General features: G+C 45.7%; 16 protein-coding genes. 4 read left to right on the top strand and 12 right to left on the bottom strand.

Translation table 11 applies throughout. The annotated features are described in order from the left end of the window. Positions 1-4: 4 nt before the first annotated feature. From frr to rpsB, 4 genes are all read right to left on the bottom strand, one after another. Positions 5-565: a ribosome recycling factor gene (gene frr / locus ACLWBD_RS17100; protein WP_063205563.1), complete on the bottom strand. Its 561-nt coding sequence runs from the start codon at positions 563-565 to the stop codon at positions 5-7. A gap of 29 nt (positions 566-594) precedes the next feature. Beyond that, positions 595-1,308 (bottom strand): UMP kinase, encoded by a 714-nt coding sequence (pyrH, locus tag ACLWBD_RS17095; protein WP_063205561.1) that lies wholly within the window; start codon positions 1,306-1,308, stop codon positions 595-597. Position 1,309: 1 nt separating this feature from the next. Beyond that, a complete protein-coding gene (gene tsf, locus ACLWBD_RS17090; protein WP_063205559.1) occupies positions 1,310-2,236 on the bottom strand; it encodes a translation elongation factor Ts in 927 nt (308 codons plus the stop codon). Between the two features lie 134 nt (positions 2,237-2,370). Next, positions 2,371-3,303 (bottom strand): 30S ribosomal protein S2, encoded by a 933-nt coding sequence (gene rpsB / locus ACLWBD_RS17085; RefSeq protein ID WP_063205557.1) that lies wholly within the window; start codon positions 3,301-3,303, stop codon positions 2,371-2,373. A 298-nt stretch (positions 3,304-3,601) separates the two neighbouring features. On the opposite strand from rpsB, the gene ACLWBD_RS17080 reads away from it, so the two are divergent. Continuing rightward, positions 3,602-4,939 carry a sensor histidine kinase gene (locus ACLWBD_RS17080; protein ID WP_253696520.1) on the top strand — a complete coding sequence of 446 codons (1,338 nt, stop codon included), beginning with the start codon at positions 3,602-3,604 and terminating at the stop codon, positions 4,937-4,939. 125 nt (positions 4,940-5,064) lie between these two features. Here the strand turns inward: ACLWBD_RS17080 and ACLWBD_RS17075 are convergent, their stop codons facing one another. From ACLWBD_RS17075 to ACLWBD_RS17055, 5 genes are read right to left on the bottom strand one after another with little or no spacing between them, the layout of a single operon-like run. Beyond that, entirely contained in the window at positions 5,065-6,189 is a 1,125-nt protein-coding gene (locus ACLWBD_RS17075) for an NAD(P)-binding protein (protein WP_063205555.1), read from the bottom strand. Positions 6,190-6,244: 55 nt separating this feature from the next. Beyond that, positions 6,245-7,081, bottom strand: coding sequence for a CFI-box-CTERM domain-containing protein (locus tag ACLWBD_RS17070; RefSeq protein ID WP_413569082.1), 837 nt, complete (start codon positions 7,079-7,081; stop codon positions 6,245-6,247). A 44-nt stretch (positions 7,082-7,125) separates the two neighbouring features. Then, the gene (gene priA / locus ACLWBD_RS17065; RefSeq protein WP_413569081.1) at positions 7,126-9,165 is read right to left on the bottom strand and encodes a primosomal protein N'; all 2,040 of its coding nucleotides are present in this window, start codon (positions 9,163-9,165) and stop codon (positions 7,126-7,128) included. Continuing rightward, positions 9,162-10,010 (bottom strand): hypothetical protein, encoded by an 849-nt coding sequence (locus tag ACLWBD_RS17060; RefSeq protein WP_413569080.1) that lies wholly within the window; start codon positions 10,008-10,010, stop codon positions 9,162-9,164. Before ACLWBD_RS17060 ends, priA begins: the two co-directional genes overlap by 4 nt. Before the next feature lie 9 nt (positions 10,011-10,019). Next, the gene (locus ACLWBD_RS17055; protein ID WP_063205550.1) at positions 10,020-10,904 is read right to left on the bottom strand and encodes a UTP--glucose-1-phosphate uridylyltransferase; all 885 of its coding nucleotides are present in this window, start codon (positions 10,902-10,904) and stop codon (positions 10,020-10,022) included. A gap of 152 nt (positions 10,905-11,056) precedes the next feature. Between ACLWBD_RS17055 and ACLWBD_RS17050 the strand changes: the two genes are divergently transcribed. Beyond that, positions 11,057-12,316, top strand: coding sequence for a hypothetical protein (locus ACLWBD_RS17050; RefSeq protein WP_253696517.1), 1,260 nt, complete (start codon positions 11,057-11,059; stop codon positions 12,314-12,316). Here ACLWBD_RS17050 and ACLWBD_RS17045 read toward each other — a convergent pair. Then, entirely contained in the window at positions 12,313-13,419 is a 1,107-nt protein-coding gene (locus ACLWBD_RS17045; RefSeq protein WP_063205548.1) for a M23 family metallopeptidase, read from the bottom strand. The genes ACLWBD_RS17050 and ACLWBD_RS17045 overlap by 4 nt on opposite strands. On the opposite strand from ACLWBD_RS17045, the gene ACLWBD_RS17040 reads away from it, so the two are divergent. Beyond that, complete coding sequence (locus tag ACLWBD_RS17040) at positions 13,418-14,242, top strand: hypothetical protein (protein ID WP_063205547.1); 825 nt, start codon at positions 13,418-13,420, stop codon at positions 14,240-14,242. The genes ACLWBD_RS17045 and ACLWBD_RS17040 overlap by 2 nt on opposite strands. Before the next feature lie 36 nt (positions 14,243-14,278). Further along, positions 14,279-14,407, top strand: a complete 129-nt coding sequence (locus ACLWBD_RS17035) for a hypothetical protein (RefSeq protein ID WP_291516163.1) — start codon at positions 14,279-14,281, stop codon at positions 14,405-14,407. A 130-nt stretch (positions 14,408-14,537) separates the two neighbouring features. Here ACLWBD_RS17035 and ACLWBD_RS17030 read toward each other — a convergent pair whose 3' ends face one another. After that, positions 14,538-15,920 carry an energy transducer TonB gene (locus ACLWBD_RS17030; RefSeq protein WP_413569079.1) on the bottom strand — a complete coding sequence of 461 codons (1,383 nt, stop codon included), beginning with the start codon at positions 15,918-15,920 and terminating at the stop codon, positions 14,538-14,540. A 150-nt stretch (positions 15,921-16,070) separates the two neighbouring features. Beyond that, positions 16,071-17,045 (bottom strand): SDR family oxidoreductase, encoded by a 975-nt coding sequence (locus ACLWBD_RS17025; protein ID WP_413569078.1) that lies wholly within the window; start codon positions 17,043-17,045, stop codon positions 16,071-16,073. Positions 17,046-17,079: the final 34 nt, after the last annotated feature.

The following is a 17,079-nucleotide window of genomic DNA, read 5'->3' as shown; positions in this document are numbered from 1 at the left end:
TTAATTAGATAGTCAAAATGGACTTTTCTTTTTCATCAGCAACTTGGTCTACTTTTTTGATGAAATCGTCAGTCACTTTTTGAACGTCTGCTTCGGCTTTTTTGCCTTCGTCTTCGCTGATAGCTTTGTCTTTTTGAAGTTTTTTAACTTCGTCATTGGCATCACGACGAGCCATACGAACAGCCACGCGTGCTTCTTCAGCGATTTTCTTAACTTGTTTTGCGAGGTCTTTACGACGCTCTTCGGTCAAATCTGGAACTTTCAAGCGGATCACTTTACCGTCGTTCATTGGGGCCATGCCCAATTCAGACTTGATGATAGCTTGTTCGATATCTTTAAGAATTGAAACTTCCCAAGGAGCGATCAGGAATGACTTTGCATCCGGAGTAGAGATAGATGCCACTTGAGAAAGAGGAGATGGAGTGCCGTAGTAGTTTACGCGGATATTATCAAGCATAGATACTTGAGCACGACCCGTACGGATTTTTTTAAGCTCTTCGCCTAAAGCCGCCAAAGTCTTTTCCATTTTTGCTTGAGCATTCTTTTTTACATCTGCGACTGACATGTTGTCTCCTTTTTTGCTCTATCGTGGTTCTAGTGAACCAATGTGCCGATATTTTCGCCCTGAACAGCTTTAAGGATGTTTCCTGGCTGAGTAAGGTCGAAAGTGATGATTGGAAGTTTGTTGTCCATACACATGCTGATCGCTGTAGAGTCCATCACCTGCAAGCCGCGGTTTAGAACGTCAATGTAGCTGATCTTATCGAATTTTTTTGCATCCGTATGTTTTGCAGGATCTTTATCGTAGATTCCGTCGACCTTTGTCGCTTTCATGATGACCTGTGCATTGATCTCCATGGCGCGAAGAGAAGCGGCCGTGTCTGTCGTGAAGAATGGATTTCCTGTTCCTGCACCGAAAATCACAATACGATCTTTTTCTAAATGGCGGATGGCTCTGCGACGGATATAAGGTTCTGCGATTTCAGCCATTTCAATAGCCGTTTGTACGCGAGTAGGGACGCCTTCTTTTTCAAGAGCGTCTTGAAGGGCCAAAGCATTGATACAAGTCGCAAGCATACCCATGTAGTCAGCACTTGCGCGATCCATGCCTTCAGCAGAAGCGGCAACACCACGATAGATGTTACCGCCACCGATGACGATACCCATTTGAACGCCTGCTTTATAAGCCTCTGCTACGTCTTGCGCGATTTGTTTAATCGTCGCTGTATTGATACCAGTCCCTTGCTTGCCCGCAAGAGCTTCACCACTTAACTTTAGCAAAATGCGTTTATAGACAGGCTCTTTCAAATTAGTGTCCTTTCATTTGAGCTGCAACTTCAGCTGCGAAGTCATTAGACTTCTTCTCGATACCAGCACCCAATTCATAACGTACGAAACGTTTGATTGTAACGTCAGCGCCGATCTCTTTACCAACAGTTTTCGCCAAATCAGACACTTTCATGTCCGGATTTTTAACGAAAGCTTGGTCCATCAAGCAGTTTTCAGCCAAGAATTTACGGATTTGACCTTCAACGATCTTTTCGATCATTTCTGGTTTTTTTCCTGATTCAAGGTTTTTAGCAGTCAAAATTTCTTTTTCTTTAGAAACAACATCCGCAGGGATTTGATCTGAAGAAATAGCCATTGGGTTCATAGCAGCAATGTGCAATGAAACGTCTTGAGCGAAAGTTTTCAAAGCTGGGTTCGCTACAGCTTCTGGTTTAGAAGCAGCAACTTCGATCAATACGCCGATTTTACCTTCACCGTGGATATAAGTGTGAACCAAAGTGTTAGCAGAAGCAGTGTACTTCTCTGAACGGCGAAGAACGATTTTTTCACCGATAGTAGCAGTAGCTTCAGTGAAAAGGTCTGCCATTTTTTTAGAAGGATCTTTAGTGAATGCTTGTTCCAAAACGTCGCCAGTAGCCGTCGTTTTAACCAAGTGTTCAGCAACGTCAGCAACTAGAGCTTTGAAGCCATCGTTACGTGCAACGAAGTCAGTTTCAGAGTTGATTTCAACAACCACGCCCGTGTTACCAACAACTTGCGCGAATACTGTACCTTCAGCAGCAATACGGTCAGCTTTCTTTGCAGCAGCGCCAAGACCTTTTACGCGCAACCATTCAACAGCAGCATTGAAATCGCCAGAAGTCGCCTCAAGCGCCTTTTTGCAATCCATCATACCTGCGTTTGTTTTTTCTCTTAGCTCTTTAACAAGAGTAGCGGAAATAGACATTAGGAAGTCTCCTTACAATAGATTTTAAAAACGAATTCGATCAGACACGAAGAAACCGCCGTTGCGGAAAAGCGAGGGCGGCTACTTATGAAAAAGGTGGCTAGGCCACCTTTTTCATTTCAATTACAGAGGAATTACTCCGCTGAATCGTCTTCTTTGTTCTCAAGCTCAGCTTGGATTTCAACTTCTTCTGCTGTACCAGCAGCAACAAGTTTACGACCTTTAGTTGCTTTAACAACTGCAGGACCTGCTGATTTTTTAGGAGCATCTTTCGCGCCACCACGAGGGCCTGCGCCACGACGCTTAGGAGCTTCTTCTTTACCTTCAGAAGCTTCTTTAGCAACGTCAGATTGTTTGTCTGTCATTGTGCGAAGTTTTTGTTCCCAAGTTTTAGCACCTTCAAGGTAAGCTTCAGCAACTAGGTTTGCGAACAATTTGATAGAACGGATCGCATCGTCGTTACCTGGGATCGCGTATTCAACAGACTCTGGATCAGAGTTTGTATCAGCGATAGCAACAACTGGGATGCCCAAGCGTTTAGCTTCAGCAACAGCAATGTGTTCTTTAGGAAGGTCTACTACGAACATAGCAGATGGCATTTCCTTCATTTCACGGATACCAGACAAGAACTCAGTCAAACGAAGGTATTCTTTTTCAAGCTTCGCGCGCTCTTTCTTAGTCAAGTAGTTGAATTCGCCTTTTTCTTTCATTGTGTCGATTTTGCGAAGACGATCGATAGAAGATTTGATCGTTTCGAAATTCGTCATCATACCACCCAACCAACGCTTAGTTACGTAGTACTGACCGCATTTTTGAGCCGCTTCTTGGATAGGCTCAATAGCTTGCTTTTTCGTTCCAACGAAGATCAAACGACCACCGTTAGCAGCAACTTCTTTTACGAAATCAGCAGCTTTGTTAGCGCGTACAACAGTCTTTTGAAGGTCAATGATATGAATGCCTCCGCGAGCTGTGTAAACATAAGGTTTCATTTTTGGGTTCCAACGCTGAGTTTGATGTCCGAAGTGGACGCCAGCGTCTAACATTTCTTTCATGGTCACTTGTGCCATGGTAGTACTTCCTTTCTGGTTAATCGTCCCCGCAGGTAGAGCCAGCTTTTTTTGATTCGCCGGAAGACCCCCTTTTTCAGTACTTGGGGGACCAGTTAGTGCCTACGAGTGCTTATTGTTTGGAGTTTGGGGATATCACAGGGTGGCATAGCACGCAAGTAGTCTTTCGTGGACTCCCCCTTTGATACATCAGGATTACATTAGAAACCTCGCGTATTAAGAAATGTTTAGACGCGACGGATTGACTCCGATAAATAGTCTAACCAATCCCAATATTTATGAACGTAAGCGAGAGGGAATGACAGTACAGGACGACCCAAGACTCCATCATGAGGTGGAGAAGATCTTTAAAAATCAGGCCAATGACATCTGCGTTCGGGTAGATCGCGGTTTTGCATATCTTATGTTATTTCAATGGGTTGGCTGCGTGTTGCTGGGGGCTTTTGTTACTCCATCGACTTGGTTGGGGCAGATGAGCGGCTCCAAAGAAAACGCCTTGATCGGCCTTATTTTTGGGGCCCTTTTTGCGATTCCTCCCATTTATGCGGCATGGATGTTCCCGGGCGAAAAAGTCACTCGCTGTCTGGTGGCTCTTGGGCAGATGCTGTTTTCGACCCTGATCATCTATCTTACCGGTGGCAGAATCGAATCGCATTTCCATATCTTCGTCTCGTTAGCAGCGTTGGCATTTTATATGGATATTTCCGTTCTATGGGTGGGGGCCTCGATCGTTATTATTGACCACCTTCTGCGCGGTTTTTTCATTCCGATGTCCATTTATGGAGTTAATGCGGATGTTGAGTGGCGATGGGTTGAACACACCGCTTGGGTTATCTTTGAAAACTTCGTACTTATTTTAGGAATTCAACGCCACCGTGTCGAGCTGCGGGAAGTGGCTAGCTCTAAAGTACAAATGATGCATGCGCGGGAAGAGGCTTTGCGCCTGGCTTCGGTGAAATCCAGCTTCTTAAGCAATGTCAGTCATGAAATTCGTACGCCTCTAAATAGTATCATGGGATTTTCAGATATCCTTCGTGATACAAAACTCGATGAAGAACAGCAAGAGTACGTGAACACCATTCATCGTTGTTCTGATTCTCTACTGCATCTTGTGAATGACATTTTGGATGTTTCAAAGATCGAAAATGGACTTCTTCAGGTGGACAGTCATCCGTTTGATATTAAAGAGCTTCACAATGACATTCAAAAAATGTTTTCGATCAAATGTCAGGAAAAAGGTCTTTCGCTAGAGCTGCACATGGATGAGGGTATTCCGGCACGAGCTAAAGGCGATTCGCATCGTCTGCGCCAAGTGTTGATGAATCTGGTCGGAAATGCAGTGAAGTTTACAGAAAAAGGCAAAGTGCGCATTGAAGTGAAAAAAGATTCTATTGCGAACACTTATTCGTGGCACATCATTGATACGGGTCGTGGCATTAAGCGCGAAAATATTAAAAAACTTTTCCGCAGTTTTTATCAGGAAGATCCTTCCATCGCGCGCCAATATGGCGGCACAGGCTTAGGCCTAATGATCTCAAAGAACTTGGTAGAGATTATGGGTGGACAGATCTCTGTCACTAGCAACTTCGGCGAAGGAACTACGTTCTCTTTTTCACTTCCATTAGAAGAGATTTAATTTTTAAGTAAAAGTGCAAGAAAATATCCGAGGAACTGGTGCTGCTAGCGTGGCAGCGAAAATCATTGGCAATTTAGAAGAAGACAGAGAAAGAAAAAAGGGTGCTTGGCGCACCCTTTTTATTTTTAGATTGTAGCTTCCGCCCCTGGAGCTTCTTCTGAAGCTTCGACTTTAAATCCTAAAGACGCAATGATCATTTCAGCTTGTAGCAAAGAGCCTACAAGGTTCTTTTGTTCATTCACAGTTGATGAAGCAATCCAAAGATTTTCAAGTTCTGGAATTGTCATATTCGCGCTCAATTTAATATCGCCGTTGCCAGCGATGATTGGAGCAACAAAAATTCTTTCCAGTTTCAAGTTGTCCAAAGCTTCAGGGTAAGCGCGTTTGATTTGGCGTTTGATTTTTTTCAAAGCCATGCCAACGACCTCTGAATCTTCAGTTACTTCTTGCTCAATGAAAGTCATCCATTGAGAAGTTTGAAGAGGACCATTTTCAGTTTCCACTGCCGGAAGGAAGCGCCCCGCACAAGGACCGATTTCGTCTTGAGTCGTTCCATTCAAGATGTGCATAGCTGTCGAGTCTGTCACCGGTTTCGCGTGGCAGATATCTAAGCACAAAGCCGTCCAGTAAGTATTTTTAGAAAGCTTTGAACGTGCGCGGATAGAAATAGCGTCATCAGGAAGAAGAATCGCTAAATCTTTCACAGTGCCCGCAAAAATAAAGTTGTGAGCATGCAATGTTTTAGAGCCATTGATAGTTACGTGAGTTACTTTCTCACCTTCTTGGTGAAACTTAGTCACGTAAGAGCGTTGCATGAACTCGCCTTGGAATTTTTCAAACAAAGCTTGGGTCCACTCGTAGGGCTCCATCGCCAAATCCAAGCGCTTGCTAGAAGTGAAGTAAGCAAGTTCTTCATAGAACGCTGGTGGAGTGTCACCAAAACCCAAGAAAGTTTTGAAGCCACCAGATTCATAGGTGATAGGAGCTTCTTCAGAAACTGTGTCGACAACTTTTGTATTCAGAAGATTTTCTAAAAAGCGCAAAGCTTTTTCGGAAAGCACAGAATCAGGAACAAAACGAAGGCCATTGTTCATGGGGCCTGTAGGAAAGTTGACTTTCTTGTTCACTCCGAACGGAACATCGGCGCCTTCGATAAGGGCGATGTTTTTAGTTTCACGGCTAAGAGCCGCTGCGATACTGAGACCAGTTAAACCGCTACCAATAATTGCATAGTCGTAGATATGAGCCATGCAAATACATTCCCTTAAAACGTAGCTGCTTTGCAAGCATCAAAGCGTGAGAAACTTAGCTAACGCATTTAATCAAAAGACGGAGAAGAGCTCTGACTGCGGGTTTCATGCGTGGTTGCTTATCGAGTAAGCAAGCAATGTGAGGCGAAAACTTATAGTAAATGGCAATAAATTTACGCCCCCATGCTGACCGACGAAGAGTGAAGTCACGGAAAGCGCGTAAGCTCATCACCTCGGGTGCCTGAGAGTTTTCGAAGGCGGCAGTCGCGATGAAACAGCGAGGACGTTCTTTGTCGGACATCTTCAAAAACTGTTTCACGATATGCGGGTTGCGTGCGGTTTTTTGAAAAGACTCTGCCTTACGAATAATGTCCGGATAAATAGGCGTGAATTGAATAAACATCGCCAGTTGTTTTGCGGCATTCATCATGCGATCCGCGTATTTTTCGTGAGTATCATAAATACGCATCAAGTCCCAGTACACAGAGGCCACTACGGTCAATTCTGTCGTACGAGCACTGTCCTTGAAAGCTTCTGGCTTAAGACGTTCACCTTTTTTAATATCGAAAACGATGTCGAGAATTTTTAAGTACTTTTCATACGACATCGCGGCTTCGGAATAAAGCTTTTGAGTCATGCACAGGCGCGCTTTTTTGATTAGCATCACGCGACTTTTCCAAAGCTGCAGACGATGTTGTTCTTTGGCGCGCTCTTGCGCCATAAGAACACCACCACTGCTTGAAGCGACTGTGCGGCGTAAATCGGAAATACATCCCGCGCAGACTTGTGGAGGTAAATTAGATTCACCAATAGATTGCAACTTCGTGATGAGGTCAGCATCTACCGGATGAAGTTCAGTAACTTGTATTCCACAGCGGGGACATTGGATCATGAATCAAGGTTTCCTTAACTTCCCATTTTAGGAAAGTAAGGGAATTAAAGCAAACTCATTGGGTCGATATCGATCAAAATTTTTATACCCGACGGAATCCACTCTTGATCACCCAGAAGTTGTCTTGAAAAGGGATTGGCAGCTGCAACCTGAGTCGTCTTTATGAGGAGATGAAATCGGAACTGTCCTCTTAACTTCGAAAGTGGAGCTTCTGCAGGGCCTAAAATCTCAATGGAGTTGTACTGAGGAAACTGAGCTTTCAAAGCATGCGCTCGTCTCGCTAAAAGTCCGGCTGTGTCTTCGACTTTTCCTAAGTGCGTCCCTTGAATTCTGAAACTCACCAAACGTCCAACAGGTGGATAGCTAAGCTGGCCACGAATTTCGAGTTCATGTTTGGCGAAGCCCTCAAAGTCGTGATTTCGGGCGAAAGTGATGCTGTCGTGTTCTGCATTGAATGTTTGAATGATGACCATTCCCGGAGCTTCGCCCTCCTGAACGTGGCGACCAGCGCGACCACTCATTTGTGTAATCAACTGAAAACTTCTTTCGGTCGCACGAAAATCGGGAAGATTAAATCCCACATCAGCTAAGACAAGTCCCACGAGTTTCAGCTTTGGGAAGTCTAAGCCTTTGGCGATCATTTGCGTTCCGACTAAAATGTCGATCTCGCCACTTTCCATTTTTTGAACTAAATCTTCCAGGTCCGCGCGGCTTTGAATTTCATCTCGGTCCGCGCGAGCGATCGTTTTGCCCGGGAATAGACGAGCTAGATCCGTCTCAACAAGTTCGGTGCCCAGGCCGATAGCTTCCAGTTGTCCTTCTTTACAGTCAGGACATTTGGTTTTAAAATTTTCGTGATAGTCACAATAGTGACAGATCAAATGAGAATGCGCATGCAATGTCAGTGAAATATCACAGTTGGGGCATTCCCGTGTGTGACCACAAGCCGGGCAGACCACCATTTGCGCAATTCCCCGACGATTGAGGAAAAGAGCAGCTTGATCGCCGCGATCTAAAACTTCATGCATTCGGTCATAAAGTTTTGGACTGAGCCAGAAGGGAAGGTGCGAATACTTTTCGACGATTTTTTTCTGTTCTTCGCTGTCGTCTTTTTGCTTACGAAGATCAATGACTTCGATTTCTGGGAGAGCGCGATTAGCAACGCGATGACGGAGAGTGTGCAGATGGTATTTTCCATCCACTGCGTTTTTCCAAGTCTCCAGACTCGGTGTTGCAGAACCGAGTACGACCGGGCAATTCATCATTTTGCCCATCATCACCGCAGCATCACGGCCATTGTATTTTAATTTTTCATCTTGTTTAAAGCTGGGCTCATGCTCTTCGTCAACAATGATAAGTCCCAAGTCCTCAATCGGACAGAACAGGGCCGACCGAGCGCCAATCAGAATGGATTTTCTGCCTTCAACAATATCCCACCATTGATTCGTACGTTCACGATCCGTCAGTTGAGAGTGAAGTGCGGCAATCTTATCGCCAAAGCGTCGGGCAAAACGTTGAATCAATTGTGGCGTTAACGAAATCTCGGGTACCAGTACAAGACCGCGCTTTCCTTCGCTGAGTACTTTTTCAAGCAAGCGCAAGTAGACTTCTGTTTTACCCGAGCCTGTTACACCGAATAAAAGGTGCGTGGAAAAATTATGATGTTGTGAAATGCTTTCGAAGCAAGCGCTTTGCTCTTCCGTTAAGTTTAAATTGGTATCACTTTCCAACTTTGGAATAACGGGCGGTCGCTTTGATTGACGCTGTTTATCGGTTTTCTTCAGCGGAGGAAAAGCAGACTGCGCGACTTGTCCAATGGGATGGATATAGTACTGCGCAAGCCACTCGAGCCACTTCATGAAGGCTTCAGGAAGGGGAGAGTACTCTTCGTCAATCGAGTCTATGCTTTTGATTTCAAAGTCAGGAACTTTATCCGTCGGACCTAGAACAAGGCCTTTAACTTTGCGGCGACCAAGAGGAACATTTACTAGCTGGCCGCGTTTTAAAGGATGTGCAAAGCTGTACGTCAAAGCCTCTGGGAGAGGAGCGTCGACGGCCACTCTCCACAGTTGGACATCACTCATCTAAACCTCGTGTAGAACTCCGTAACGACATCTTTTGCAGGAAGACCGCTAATGCCGTCCCACTTCAGGTTTGAATCTAATGAGGAAGGTTGAAAAAGGCTGACCGCCGTTTGTGGGCGAGCCGAAGCGCTGATCAAACGAATTGTTACAGTGTTGTTGCCCCAGCGGATGGTGCGAGAACGAGGATAAGATAGATTTTTTGCAAATTGATTATAGTTATCCGCACTCATCTCAACCTGACTAGGTAGGCGCAGCTTACGAACCACGAACTGGTCCTGCTCGATCCACAAACCTGGATAGTTGATTTCTTTTTCTACGGGAGTAGGAATTCCCAAAGCATAGTTCACGACACCGCCGGTGCGAGAGTAGCGAACCCAAGTTTCGGGCTCGTATTTGATCTCTGCACCAGTGCGAGGCAAGGCCTTTTTGTTGTAAGCCGTTGTCGGAATGATTTTGAAATGCGCCAAAGTGTTTGCGAAAATCTCGGCGTTGCGGAAATTTAAATACTTTTCAAGAAAATCATCCGGGGCTTTTTCGCTTTTGCGATTATTGCCTGTCATGCTCCATTTTTGACCGCCATTATAAAGGAACTGAAGTCGGAAGCTGTTCTGAAGGTCTTTTCCACCAGTCACCGTTAGGCGCATCGTACGGTCGCTATCAATCAGCCAGGTTTCTTTAACGGACAAAGTATCATCACCATTTGAGAATTGAACTTCTTGCTCGATGGCGTAAATGCCTGACCCTGCGTTTTCCACAGTTTTTTGCAAAATAGTGCGGGTAGGGGGGATGTACGCCCAAGCTTGAGCTGAAACTACAACGGACAATAAAAGGATGAACTTCTTCATGTCTTGATCCTAATTCAATTTTTGCGCGAGTTGCAAAATATAGTGCTTCATCTCAGGCCCAAGCTCCGGGTTTTGTAAGGCAAGCTCAATATTTGCCTGAAGATAGCCCAGCTTATCACCTGCGTCGTAGCGTTCTGCTGTGAATGTCATGGCATTTAGGCCTTTGTCATTGCAAAGAACTTTCATGCTGTCGGTCAGCTGAATTTCGCCATTTAATGAAGGCTTCGCATTGTGAAGAATATCCATGATGTGATTATCAAAAACATAGCGACCCGGCAAAGCCCAGCGGCTTTTCGTTTCCGTTGGCTTGGGTTTTTCCATCAAAGAAGTGACGTGGAAATAACCTTTATTCGTATCTTCAACTTCGGCGATGCCGTACTTAGAAACATCTTTGTCCGAAACTTTCATGACTGAGATCGTCGATGTGCCAGTGTCTTCAAAAGATTTTACAAGCTGCGAAGTTACGTTGGGCTGTCCGTGGAATCCCATTGTGATTTCATCACCCAGTAAGACGGCAAAAGGTTCTTTGCCGATAATGGGTAAGCCGCAGTGAACCGCGTGACCTAAACCCAGTGCATGCTTTTGACGAATGCTGATAATGTTTGCCTTGTCGCGGATTTTAATCACACGCTCAAGAAGTTTTTCTTTACCATCTTTGTGAAGTTTGTCTTCAAGTTCATAAGATGTGTCGAAGAAATCCTCGATCGCATACTTGTAGCGACCCGCGATCAGTACGATGTCTTCAATGCCTGCCTGCACAGCCTCTTCGACGACATATAAAATAATAGGAGCGTCTACGATAGTGAGCATCTCTTTGGGAACTGTTTTTGTTGCGGGAAGAAAACGTGTTCCAAGTCCGGCAGCAGGTATAATGGCTTTTTTAATTTTAGACATGCTTCATTGATCTCAAACGTTTCAATTTAAGACAAGTCTTAACGGGGCCCGGCTTCATTAAAACAATGTCCGTTTCAGAGTGAGAATCCTTGTTAATTTTAGTAAATCTGCCGAAAAGTTGTGTGATAGCCTTGTATTTGGGGGAGCAATCCATGAAAGTACGTTTTAATAAAACGGCGTGGCGTGCAGCAGGTGGCATTCTTGCCTCGTTTGTGCTCGTAGTGTCGTTTCAAAACTGCGGTAAAGCGGGCTTTGATGCAGATCTAGATAGCACTCTGGATTCTGGAATGTCAGATGCAGCTTTGGCTGCGAAGTATGGTGAATCCACAGCGGCGAAGGTTCAGGCAATTCCTTTTGCTTTCGAATCGACGATCGACACAATCACCTATAACTCCTGTGCTGATACGAGTTTACGCAATAATACGGCTTTTTCTTCCCTCAAGGTCGGTGCGTTTACTTCCGGCGGCATTAAAATTAAAGATGAGTTCTTTACCTACGCCGATCAAAACTTCAAGCCAGTTTATCCGGAACCGACTTTAACTGAAAATCAGTACAAAGAATACTTGGCCGATTCTCCAGCGAATAATGGTGCTGTAGCGAATATGGCAATCCGTGTGAAAAATAGTCTGACGGATGTTTACACAGCCACGAACAATGTTGTTTTGTGGACTGACATCGTTCCTCTAGTGGGAAATTTAACTGACAGTTTAGTGATGGATGCTTATGGCACGAAGGGTGTGACGGCGAATTACTTCCCATTCTCTCCAGAATCTCGTGTCATCGAAGCGTCTTTAAATTTCAACACGAGTGAGGAATTGGCAGAGGAGTATCGCAATATCTTCATGTCTTCGGGTGTGTTGGCTTTAACTTACATGGCTGATAATGCTGAAATTTATAAAGTGCGTGCAGCGACAGATGCTTATCCAGTAAAATCGGCTTACGGTAAGGGTTATTCATTGGCATTCGTGCCAGGCTCTTCAGCTGCGGGTGTTCATTCGGGAAATCCCAACCGCGTACTAGCTTCGGTTTTGGAAACAGATCTTTCAGGTTCCGGTGTTGGCGCTAAAAACTGGAATTGCAACCGTGCCTATCGCGTGGTTCGCAAGGAAGACCGTGCTTCTTATTGCCCAGAGCATACATTCGCAGATCTTTCTAATAGCTCAATTCGACAAGAATTAGCAGTCATGCGCCGTCATCTTCGTGCGGATCAATGGGATGTGAATGTCTCTTACCGTTGTGTAGTTCCTAAGGGAGCCACGTCTTGCTATAAAGAAGAAAACATGGCGGCTAAAGGTTTTGCGGAAGTTGAGTACGATACGACAAAAGAGTGCTTCAGAACAAACGGCACATACAGTGGTGCTATTCCCAGCAGTAAGTGCATGCACTACGTAACTGTGTGTACGCGTGACTAGTTGCTAGCAACGCGTGCTTCTAACAACTGCTCCATTTGGGGCGGAAAAGGTTTAATGTATTTCACAGGGTCGACCATTCGACCCTTTTTCTTTACCGCGAAATGCAAATGCGCACGAGTGCAATATCCCGTGCAACCGACCTCACCAATGCGCTCTCCTGCTTTCACAGACAAACCACGACGAATGCGTTTATCAATGCGGTGAAGATGATTGTAAGCTGTCTCCATGCCATTCGAGTGCAGAAGAATAATAAAATTTCCTGCTGCGCGATTGTGACCATAGCGAACCACGATACCTTTGCGTGGCGCAAAGATTGGTTCACCTACCGGAAGTTCAAAATCAATTCCTAAGTGAGGTTGCAGACGTTTTGTGATTGGGTGCAGGCGATTGGGTTTAAAGCGGCTTGCGACTTTAATGTACTCAACGGGGGCATAAAAGGGGCGATCTTCCAAAAGATCCTGGGCATTAAAGAACACGCCTCCATCTTTATAACGAACAAACCTTTTTTGAACTGGAGAGCCGTCAATCTCTAGCGAAGTCTGCAGAACTTCTCCGTATTTTACAAACTGTCCAGCTTCGAACTTCTTTTCGACCGTGAACCAAAAGCGCGCACCGCGAGCGACGTCACGCGAACTTTCCATATCGAAAACATAGGCATCCATAAAGCGCGTTGCGACCCAATTGGAATTGATTTTCGCAAGAATACTTCCCAACAGCGAGCCGTAGACCCGACCATCAATACGAATTAAAGAAGTTTTATATTCTGGATTGTAGGGGAGGGCCGTCACCTTCTTGCCGGATTTTAGAATACGAAAGGCCTCCGACGTCTGGGAATCAAACATGCGCAGTTCTGTTTCTCCCGCTGTACGGCGCACTAAGTATTTCGTATCTAAAGTCAGAAAGAGGTGGCGTAGTCCTTTGTGTGAAGCAAGAACTTGCTCGCGCTCTTTTTCAGAAAATCCATTTTGACGAAGAATTGAAAGTAAGTTGTCGCCAAGACGAACAGGTTTTGCAGTAAATGTGTTGGCGGCAGCCTGGACCGATTGATAGGATGTGAATGCTAAAACGAACGCACTCACGATGCTTGCGAGGTGAAAAATCATGTTGCCCCATCCTTTGAGCTTAAAAAAACTTTCTGTTTTCTTGCTTGTCCAGCTTATCGCGAACCTGGCCGCAGCCCAAGTTTATAATTCATCAATTTCTGCAGCAACGGGAGGAACTGGACGTGCGACGGTAGAAGCAGGCGACTCCACCTTCTTGAATCCCGCATCCCAAGTGCATCTTAGAGGACATTACTTCTTTGCTTCGGGTGCCGAAGACGAATTTGCAATCACGTTAAGTGACAATACTGAAGAGAGCATGTTCCCAGCAACTTTAGGTTACGTGCAAAGAACGACTGACGTTGCACAAGGAGAACTGAAACAAAGTGATATCATGTTGTCGCTGGCGGAATTCATCGTCGACAAATGGGCTTTTGGAATTACTGGCCATTACATCGAACAAAAACTTCCGGACTCATCATACCGTCAACCCAACGCCGACATCGGTATCATGTACACTCCGAAGTCTTATATTGGTTGGGGTTTGGTTGTTTACAATGTGTTTGGTGAAAACAAAGACGCTCCAGAAAATATCCGCCAAAAAACTTCGGTGGGTGGAGGCTTTAACTATATCTATAAAGAAGCCATGAGGTTCCGCGTGGATGCGACCTCAGAGTCTGTTTTCGGCGCCGGCCTTGAGACTTACGTGAACCGCTTTCTAATTACCCGCATCGGTTATTCCAACGATACCGACGATGAACGAGAGCTTTTAACGGCCGGATTTGGCTTTAAAGGCCCTAGATTCGCTTTAAGCTATGCTTATCAAGGAAATCAGAAATTCTCGGGAGATTATCGCCATTCGGTTGACTTGGAGATTCCGTTTTGATAATTAACTCGTTCCGTTAAAAACGCAGGAGATACCATGGCTTCTAAAACAAAACGTACTGAGTACATTCGCGAAAAGAAAAAAACGACAAGCGGCAAAAAGCGTAAAGCTTCTGTTCGCACTAAAGGTACGACAAAATCAGCTAAAGCTCTTTTCAAAGACTAGTTGCTTAGTTATTTCAAGTAGTTAGATTTAAGCCCTGCGGGAACTCCAAAGGGCTTTTCGTTTTTCTGTCGACTGCGGAAAAAGAAAAAGGGCCCATTGAAGGCCCTTTTTTCGTTCTAAGAATTAAATCTTATCTGCGGCTCACGCTTCGACGAAGCAGACCACCGTCTTCCTGAACTCCACCTTTAAGGTCCCAGCGGAATGGAAGCTCCACCCAACCTTCTTGGCCGGGATAAAAGCGCCACTTTTTCAGTGCCGCCAAGGTTTTTGAATCCAGGTTTCTGAATCCTGTCGATTTCAACATTTTGAATTGAGACACATAACCTTGCTTATTGATATAAGCGACGAAAGCAATTTCACCTTGGTCGCCGCGACGACGTTCTTCACGATCGTATTGCGGTCTTGGGTTGCCTGGCATTTGGCGAAGTTGATCAAGGCTGCGAACGCCTGAGGGCATTCCTGAAAGTTGGGTCCCAGGCCCTTTTGAGCCAGAGTTTCCGGCACCTTCGCCATCTTTCATTCCAAGACCATTGCCGTTACCGCCAAGGCCGCCTTTTTTAGCGGCTGCTTCGCGAGCCGCGGCCTGTCTTGCTGAGGCAGCTGCGGCGGCCGCTCTTTCTGCGGCAAGTGCTGAAGCGATAGACTTAGCGTTTCGTTCACGCAAAGAATTCTGGGCCGCCGCTAAGCGATCGGCTTCTTCTTGATTTGCATCCGCTAAAGCATTTAGATCTTCATCTTGTTCAGCGGCGAGGGCTGCTGCCATAGCCTCCATAGAGCGCTTTTCACCTTCAATAGCAGATCTTTGCGAACGATCGATGTTTTCAAAATCGTCGTTGAAGTCTTCGTTTAAATTTGAAGCGACAGCGGCTTTCGAAAGTTCTCCCTGATCTAATTCAGGAGCTTCAATATCATCAATTGTCATTGGAACGGCTTTGAATGTCGTCTTAGGGGCGATACTGCGTGCGGCTTTTCCTGCCACCGCTTGTGAAGAAGCTTTGGGAGCTTTCGCAGGTAAAGCCTTGGCAACAGATTTAGCAGCGGCTTTTGCTTTCGTTTTCGTCGGCGCTGAAGGTTTTGCAACGACGATATCACCGGGGCTGCCAGCCTCTTCCATTTTCTCCACGAGGGGAGTGCTTTGATCCACGGGAGTTCCGCCTTGAGTTGGAGGAACGCGAGCTCCGCGAGGGGCTTTCATAACAGGAGCGGGAACGTCTTCAATTTCAATCGTGATCGTCTCTGTTTTTGCGGTCTCAACCAGTGGCACTGTCATCACGGCGATGGCTAAGATCGCGGCGGCGTGAACAGCGGCAGATAAAGTCACGAACTTTGGTGTCTTGCTAACCTCAGGTTCTTTGTGCGCCATCATCCACATATCGAAATCAACAGCGGTGTTTTCACTACGAGATTGTTTCGGAGTTTCGTTTGTGAAATCGGCCTTCGGCATTTGAAAGTCAAAAAGACTTAGCTGATCATCAGCTTTATTTGACTTATCATTATCAAAGTTAAAACCCATAAAAACTCCTGTCCTATCAAGGAGTGCACTATCAATTCCTAGGCCACCCCAGAACTATCCAGGGCCACCTGGGGCAGAAAGATCAGGAATATTTTTCAGGGCTGTACGGCCGATTGTCAGGCCCTCAGCAAAGAGAGCCTGACATCCTAGTTAGTGATGAGAAGGACGGGGATCCGAAACATGGGGTTTCTTCATCTCGTCGGTTGCTTTGACTTTCTTTTTGTGATGACCTTGAATTTCTCCCTCTTGCACAGGGGCGGCAAACAGTCCTTCGTTCTCTGCACTGTGGGGAACATCGGTTCCTTTGGATTGATCTTTGAAAGCAGATTTTTCCATCATTTTATCAGTTAGTTCTGGCGCCAAAAACTCCATGATGGCTCGCATCTTTGAAGGAGCTCCCACCCACACGTCTCTCTCAGGTTTTTCACAGCATCTTAAGATCGCCTCTGCGGCATAGTCGGGATGATAAACTGGATCAGGTAATGATGGCTCACCCGATTTCAGGTGATTGATCGCATGATCTGGAAAGGGAGTGTCGATGGCTGTGGGTCGTACCAAGCAAACTTGAATTGGAATTTCGTCATGCTCTAATTCCATCCGCAATGCGTCCGTGTAGGCTTTCACAGCATGTTTGCTTGCGGAATACATACCTTGAAGAGGAATAGAGCGTAAAGAAACTTCACTGCCCAGATTAATCAGCACGCCTCCTTTTTCTTTGAGTGCTTCGACGGCGACATGACAGCCGTGACGAACCCCCCAGAAATTCATCTCAAAAAGCTCTCGCTCTTCTCGTTCGGGGATTTCTAAAAGGGGCCCATAGATGGAACCGCCAGCATTATTAATCCAAGTGTCGATATTGCCAAAAGCCATCTTCGTTTGTTCACACAACTCTTTTAATTCTTCAATTCTACGGACATCGGCCTTAACGCCGATGACGTTGCATCCTTGCTCTTGCAAGCGCCGACAGATTTTTTCCAAGTCATCTGTGTTGCGCGAAGAAAGGGCTACACGCGCACCGCGCTTAGCAGCCATTTCGGCCGTCGCAAGACCGATGCCGCTTGTTGCACCCGTGATAACTATCGTCTGTTGCTTGAGTGGTTTAGGTTTGAAATCTTTGAACTTCATGAGCACCCCCTCAGCTTAAAAGGTTACTCCTTTC

Origin of the sequence: Bdellovibrio sp. HCB117, assembly GCF_047305915.1 — a bacterium.
GTDB classification, from domain to species: Bacteria; Bdellovibrionota; Bdellovibrionia; order Bdellovibrionales; family Bdellovibrionaceae; genus Bdellovibrio; species Bdellovibrio bacteriovorus_B.
Note: the sequence above shows the minus strand (reverse complement) of the source record. Positions and strands in the feature narration are given on the sequence as shown.